Annotated in this window: 7 protein-coding genes and 1 pseudogene; 2 read left to right on the top strand and 6 right to left on the bottom strand. The window is 58.4% G+C overall.

Features of this window, described 5'->3' with window-relative positions; genetic code table 11:
* From LG661_RS23785 to LG661_RS23795, 3 genes are all read right to left on the bottom strand, one after another.
* On the bottom strand, positions 1-2,223 hold a 2,223-nt coding region (locus tag LG661_RS23785), incomplete at its 3' end, for an autotransporter-associated beta strand repeat-containing protein (protein WP_230534474.1).
* A 176-nt stretch (positions 2,224-2,399) separates the two neighbouring features.
* On the bottom strand, positions 2,400-2,693 hold the full coding sequence (locus LG661_RS23790; protein ID WP_230534475.1) for a transposase: 294 nt from the start codon (positions 2,691-2,693) through the stop codon (positions 2,400-2,402).
* A 63-nt stretch (positions 2,694-2,756) separates the two neighbouring features.
* Positions 2,757-3,344, bottom strand: coding sequence for a hypothetical protein (locus LG661_RS23795; RefSeq protein WP_230534477.1), 588 nt, complete (start codon positions 3,342-3,344; stop codon positions 2,757-2,759).
* A 518-nt stretch (positions 3,345-3,862) separates the two neighbouring features.
* Between LG661_RS23795 and LG661_RS23800 the strand changes: the two genes are divergently transcribed.
* Positions 3,863-4,585, top strand: coding sequence for a CYTH domain-containing protein (locus tag LG661_RS23800; RefSeq protein WP_230534478.1), 723 nt, complete (start codon positions 3,863-3,865; stop codon positions 4,583-4,585).
* A 42-nt stretch (positions 4,586-4,627) separates the two neighbouring features.
* Positions 4,628-5,380, top strand: a pseudogene (locus LG661_RS23805) (IS5 family transposase).
* Between the two features lie 16 nt (positions 5,381-5,396).
* Here LG661_RS23805 and LG661_RS23810 read toward each other — a convergent pair.
* The 3 genes from LG661_RS23810 to LG661_RS23820 are packed head-to-tail and all read right to left on the bottom strand — an operon-like array spanning position 5,397 to position 6,636.
* Complete coding sequence (locus LG661_RS23810) at positions 5,397-5,813, bottom strand: GFA family protein (RefSeq protein ID WP_230534479.1); 417 nt, start codon at positions 5,811-5,813, stop codon at positions 5,397-5,399.
* A 41-nt stretch (positions 5,814-5,854) separates the two neighbouring features.
* Complete coding sequence (locus LG661_RS23815) at positions 5,855-6,319, bottom strand: SRPBCC family protein (protein WP_230534481.1); 465 nt, start codon at positions 6,317-6,319, stop codon at positions 5,855-5,857.
* 2 nt (positions 6,320-6,321) lie between these two features.
* On the bottom strand, positions 6,322-6,636 hold the full coding sequence (locus LG661_RS23820; RefSeq protein WP_230534483.1) for an ArsR/SmtB family transcription factor: 315 nt from the start codon (positions 6,634-6,636) through the stop codon (positions 6,322-6,324).
* Between the last annotated feature and the right edge of the window lie 310 nt (positions 6,637-6,946).

Raw genomic sequence — 6,946 nt, forward strand, 5'->3', positions numbered from 1 at the left:
ATGGATGGCGGAAGAGCTGAGGGAGCCAGCACCCATGAGATCAAGTGTGCCGCCCGCCACCGTGAGGTTGCCGGAAATGGAAACCGGACCGCCGAGGGTCCAGACCCCTGCCCCGGCCTTGATTAGGCCGCCGGTGCCGCGGATCGAGCCGTTGTAGCTGCGGTCCACACCGCTTGTGCCGACCTCGAGGTCCGTGTTCGACAGAATGACGGAACCACCAGCGCCACTGAGACCTCGCAGGCTGATCTTTCCTCCCGTCGCGAGTTCCAGCGTTCCTGTCGGGTGCATGTTGACCCAGTCGGACGCTGCGATGCTGCCGTCTTCGACGAGCCGCAGCGTTCCCCCCATGATCTGGGTCTCGCCGGTATAGGTGTTGTTCCCTGCGAGCGTGAGCATCCCCGTTCCGGATTTGTCGAGCGAACCGGACACTTGGTACGGGAACATCTCAGAGATGTCGGCAATGCTTCCGGAGAAGGTTGTGTCTCCAGGCCCGGTGATTGCCAAGCGGCTATGTGATCCGATCCGATAGAGGCTCCCTGCCTCGCCGCTGAGCAGGCCACCGGCGAAATACTGCGTGGTGTATTCCTGATCGTGGATGAACGTGCCCTTGGCCCCAAGATGTAGGCCCGTGTCTGGCCCAAGCGACGCCAGTACTCCAAGGGCCAGTGTACCATCCTGAACGTCGAAGCGGTCGATGGCGAAGGTGTTAGAGGCAAGGGTGAGGGTACCCGGCCCTGACTTGGTAAAGATTCCTGATCCAACGAGAGGCTTAAGAAAAAGCAATTCGACGTCGGGTCTCGCGACCTCGAAGCCTCCGGTTCCCACAAGCGTCGTGGGGGTGAGCCAATCTAGGTCGAATCCCTCAAAGCGCAGGGTGCCTCCGGCGAGAACCAACGGTGAACGGCTTCCAGAATGGTTCGCCTCATACTCGACCGCAAGAGTGCCCTCCCTGATCGTCGTACTACCGGCATAGGTGTTATACCCCGTCAGACGCAGTAAACCAGAACCAGACTTGATAAGGCCACCTGCCGCGCCGATCTTGCCCGAGAGCGTGAGTTCGTGCCCCTGCGTATCGATGGTGCCGTTGCCGACTAGCCACATGTCGTTTGCGAGCGTCAGGTCATTGCTTCCTGTCCGCAAGGTCGTCCCATCCTGGATAAAGACAGGCGGGCGGGAGCCGGAACTGCCGCCAAGAGACTGGTCAGACCGGACCTCAAGTGTTCCCTCATTAAGCCTTACGTAGCCAGTGAACGTATTCGCTCCGGCAAGAACAAGGGTCCCAGTGCCTGACTTATTGAGAGACCCAAAGTCGCTAATCACACCGGTCTGGATCGCGGTGCCGGTTGGGACGTGTAGCGTTGAGATGTCGTTGTAGATCTCAATTGGGTTCGAGAGGACCAATCCATCGGCAAGTTCGACTGATGCACTATCGATCTTGAGAACCGAGGACCCAATAGCCGAGCTCGTTGGCAGAATAAGGCGCCCGCCAGAGACCAGAACCTGTCCTGTAAACCCGGAGTTGTTGCCGCCCAGTCTGGTTGTTCCGGCCTGTTGTTCGATGGTGCCATTGCCGGAGATAGAGGGCGCGAAGGTGTATTCCTGGCCAAAATGGTGAGTGAAGCTGTGATGGAAGAGCAGCTTTCCATCACCCTGCCCGAACACGACCCTTGCTGCATTCAGAGTGCCCGGATCGCCAAACTCCCCGTGATCCATCACCCCGTAATCTCGGGTAAGACCGATCGCCAGTGTCCCTCTTGCTCCGGCCTGATTGGCTATGGTGACGGTGCCGAGCCCACCCTCCTGCGTGACCGTGCCCCCGTTGCTGATCATCAGCATACCGTACCCAGCATCACCGACGTACAACCCCCCACTGTTGACCCAGGTGCCTCCATCGACACTGACAGCGCCAAAGTACTCCGAGGGATGTAACGTGTGACCGATGTATCCGCCCGATCCTGTCGTGAAATGCGCCCCAGGCGCAATCAGGAGCCGAGCAGGGCTATCTCCATCTGTGTTGCCGCCAACAAGCAGCCCCCCTTTTACGTCCCAAGATCCTGCGCCGACGGAAAAGTAATCGGTCGGTCCAGAATCGCCATATGAAATGATGAAATTGCCCATCACCACATTTTGAGCCCGGACACCGGAGGCCCCGACCAGGGCCGTGCTGGTCAGGAGAGCGAGCCGCAGGAGGGCGCTCAGGCGGGCATGGGGGGACGAATTCACGCGGGCCTCCTGGAGGATGCGGTGAGGTGCCGGTGGCCCGTCGCTGAACAGCAGGGCGGCAGAACGGTGTGATAAAAAGCCTAGTACAGGCTGGGGCAAAGATGAGCAATTGCCATCCGCCCGCCTCAGAAAGGGGCTGGTACACTGTTGTTTTCTGGACTCAGGTAGCCTGCATCTCAGCAGAAGGGCAGTTGTAGAGTACTGGGCCGCAGTAACGTCATGGCAGAGCAGAGGTACTGGCCGCGAAAGTCCTTGGGGACGTCACCAGGGTTCTCCGGCAGGATCTTGCCGCCAGCCCGCCCGTCGTTGACGTTGCCGGGTGTGACGGTCACTTCCTCCACAAGCGCCGTATCAGCATTCGCCGCCACATGGGCTTTGAGGCCGTTGATCGCCTTGCCTCGTTTGTGCCCGGCCCGGGGAGCCTCCTCATCCCGGCGGGTGGCCGCGGCAATGACCGTTGCATCGATCAATGTGCCTTTCTTGACAGTTCTAGCCTAGGCTTTGAGTTGGAGCGTCACCTCATCAAACAGGACCTAGAACATCTGCAGGCCAGTGACTGTACCTGAGCGGGACACCAGGGCGATTTGGATCCCGGCTCGCTTGACCAGGGGACGTGTCCGCCATTGCTCTGCAAGCCTGCGAAACGTGGCGGTGTCTGGCACTGCTGCAACGACGAGATCATCACGAGCAATATCGAACAGAAGCGCCTGGCCCAGGGCGGTCGTTAGTAGAGGGTACTCCGGGCTCCCGGGCTTTTTGATCAAAGGCCCCTTTTTGCACTCCGCGAAGATATGTCGACCATTAACCTGGGCAACTACGTCACCCTGACCCGGCCGCGAGTGGACGTGGATGGTCTTCCCCCCTCGCCTATAGGTTCCGGTCCAGGCATTCTTCCCAGCCGGGCGCTCCTTGTCCTGGATCCATTCGCCATGAGCCATGAAGCCGTCGATATCGAAGATCTGTAGCTCGCCGGCTTGAATGCTGGCGCCATCGATCGCGACACTGGCCATCGATCCAGACTTTGGCTGGTCAAGAAGAAACGCGGCAAGCCGCAACGCGACTTCAGCCTCAGGCATACGGTCGTCGGGGAGGTGGAGGTCTGCCAAAGGAGCATCGTTCATAGGGCTGTAGTATCACCTGCGAAGGCCGGAGCAATCCAACTTCAGGAGGTCCGGCCATAGAGCCGCTTCGTCCAACGGAAAAGTAGCAAGGCAGCATAAAACAGTCTCGCGCAAACTTTGTTAAGTAGCTGTGGGTCTTTGAGGGGCATCTCCATGGCACAACAGCTTACCAGTCAGCGACAATGAATTCCGACGGCCTGCAACGACAACAGGAAGTGGCGGGAACTTTCGACCATCGAACGGGCAATTCAGCCCCAGCGCAGCGGCATTCTTCCTGTGGTCGCAGAATTGACGGGCGAGTTCAGGGCCGATCTCCTGGCGCCCGGCGTGATGAAGATCTCACGCTCGCGCTAGGCACGGTGTCTGTCTAGTCCCAGGGCTCTGGAGATGGGGCAGATGCGACATCATAGAGCCCCAAGATAGGACGCGTGTGCGCGGACCTGTTGCCGGCTTGCACTGGCTTTCTGTGATTTTGAAGTTACCCAAGATGCTCCTGAATCTGATGAAGAACTATAATCATGAGCATCAGCCGACGTTTTCTCATCGCATCATCCCTGGCCCGTCTGATTCAGCGGGAAAAAGGTGGCGTTCGAATTCTGGAAGGGTATTTCCCTGATCATAACGGCAAGACGTCCTGTGTTCAGTTGCTTGAGACCAGCGCCTTCCTAACCCTGAAGACCCAGAGCACTTCCGGTGTTACTGCGGAGCGTGTGGAGATCCCCCGCTCTTATGCCGAGGCCCTCCTCGATGTGGTGGCCGGCGAAGTTGACATCGTTCGCACCACCCTTGCGGTGGACCAGAGGGAGATCTCAGTCAATCGGGTCATAGCCCCGAGCCGCCTCGACTTGATATCGGTAGAGTTCGAGAACTTGGCCGAGGCCCCTGCTTTCTCGCCCCTGCCCTGGTTTGGCCCGGAGGTGACGGCAGATCGACGCTTCAGCCTGCAAGCCATGGCATTTGCTGGACCCGCTGAGGTTCTAGAGGTTCCTTGCACCGACGTCGCGCTTCACAGCCTCATTGATACTCTTGAGGGCAGGGCTAAGCCGGTCAAGCAACAGCCCCATAGTGCGAGCCAGAACCCTGGGCCATCGAGAAAGAGCTCTGCTGCAAGAACAGGTGCGGCTCGCCCAAGTGCAGAGGTCGCTAATACAGGCGCGGCGACCCACGAGCAGGCACTACTGCGCGAATTGGAGCGTGCCGTCCATCCTCAGCTCGGCCCGCCTAGCCTCAGGACCTATTAAATTGGTTTGAGGCGTGTTTCACAGCTCCAATGGGAGGATACGATGAGTGAATTGTATTTGCTGAGTGCATCTCAGATGGCGCGGATTGAACCGTATTTTTCCTTGGCGCATGGGGTGCCGCGTGTTGATGACCGACGAGTAGTGAGCGGCATCGTCTATGTCATCAAGCACGGCCTGCAATGGAAGGATGCCCAAGGGATTACGGACCGCACAAGACGCTTTACAATCGCTTCGTCCGCTGGAGCCGGCTGGGCGTATTCAATCACATCTTCGCTGTCCTGGCCGGCGAAGGGCCGAGGCCCGAGCGCATCATGATCGACACTACACACCTAAAAGCGCACCGCACGGCGGCGAGCTTGCTCAAAAAGGGGATGTTCCGCGTCGGATCAGGCGGACTAAAGGCGGGTTGAACTCGAAATTGCATACAGTGTGCGATGGTGAGGGCCGGCTAATCAACCTGCTTCTGTCGGAGGGCAGATGAGCGACAACAAGGGCGCACGCCTCATGCTCGATGCTCTACCAACGGCTTCAAGCCTGATCGCCTATCGCGGCTACGATAGTGACTGGTTCCGGGCAAAACTCCAGGGCAGGGGCATAGAGCGATACATCCCATCCTGCCGCAGTCGCAAAGTCCCATATACCTACGATAAATCCGCCTATCGCGAGCGTCACAAAGTCGAAAACCTTTTCGCAAAGCTCAAGGACTGGCGACGCGTCGCAACTCGCTATGACCGCTGCGCTCACACATTCTTCTCAGCCATCTGCATCGCAGCAACTATCATATTCTGGCTCTAATCAAGATATCCTTATCTTAGCTCGCAGGCATTTTCTCAAACTTCTGCAACGAGGGATCAAGCGAGTCCCAAGCAAAACCGTGAATATTATAGGTTACAGTACTTGGCTCGAACTTGCTTGGGTCGTCCAGGCTGGCAGCATAAATCGCAATAAAGTCCGGCATGGCGGTGAAGGTGAGATAGACCGGCGTTCCGCACGTCGGGCAGAAGGCATGAACCTTTTCGTTCCCGCCTTCGCCGGCGACGCGCCAAGTCGCCGCCCCCCCATCAATTTTCATCTCGGCCCGGTCAGGAAAAACCAGATGGGACGAGTGCCCTGTGCCGCTCCGCCTCTGGCAATCGCGGCACTGGCAATGGTTCTCGACGATAGGCGCGCTGCTCGTTGCATACCGGATCGCTCCGCAAGCACATCCGCCGGCATAGGTCTTGGTCATGATCGTTCTCTCTCAGGTAGTATTCCTAGCGGCAGGAGGGCTCAGGCCGCCTTCGGTTTGGCGAAGACGTTGAGCGCCTGGCCGGTCTCAAGGAAGGACTTGAGGCTGGAAAGGACCATCGGCCAGCCCTTGCTAATGCCCTTGGCCATGCCACTGCCGGCTTCGAGCTCGTCGTGAGTAACGGTGAGGCGCACCATGTTCTCGTATTCCTCGATCTCGAACGTCACACGGCTGTAGACTTCCGGATTTGAGGCCTGCGAGGCGTTCGCCCAGGTGATCACGAGTCGAGTCGGCGGCGACACCTCGACGACATCGCCGACGATCTCGACGGTCCGCTCTTCGTTGTCGCGGACATGCTCCCACCTCGAACCGGGCTTCCAGTCGGAGACATTCTCGTGGCCCCAGTAGCGTCGCGCGATGTCGGTTCTGGTGAGGGCCTCGAACACTTTTTCCGGCGTCGAGACGATGTAAGTCACATAAACAAAGCTGGTTTTCTCTTTAGTCATCGTCACTTCCCTTCGAGTTCCTTCTTCAGATCGTGCAGCAGGTTCAGCCGCTGGTGTTCGAACTTGCGCACCCACCGCTTGTAGACCTCGTGGAGCGGCACCGGGTTGATGAAATGCAGTTTCTCCCGTCCACGCCTTACTGTGCTCACGAGACTGGCGTCTTCGAGAATTCCGAGGTGCTGGGTGGCGGATTGCCGAGCCATGTCGATGCTCTCGCAGAGCTGGCTGAGCGTCTGCCCATTCTGCTCGCACAAAAGGTCGAGCAGCTTTCTGCGGGTCGGATCGGCCAGTGCCTTGAAGACCTTGTCAGCGTCCATCGACCCCTCTCATGTGGAGGCACAATATGCAGGCTTTTACCTGCATGTCAAGGTGGTCTCATCCCGCCGTTGCCGCCGGTTGGCCTATCCCATTCGGTCGCTGAGAACGACGCACCTGCCATATTACAGGTGCGCACATACCTTCTTCTCGGTGATCCGCGTGACCGCAGTCGCTATGTTCTAGCTCTAATCAATGGGTCTTGAGCCTAGGCTCTCCCTATGATCAATGTTGCCTATCCTCTTCTCGCCTAGGAACTTGCTAGTCGTAAGCGGGGCAGATTAGGGGGCGATGGGTCTCAGGCTGCCTGGA

The organism is Microvirga roseola, assembly GCF_020866965.1.
Lineage (GTDB): Bacteria > Pseudomonadota > Alphaproteobacteria > Rhizobiales > Beijerinckiaceae > Microvirga > Microvirga roseola.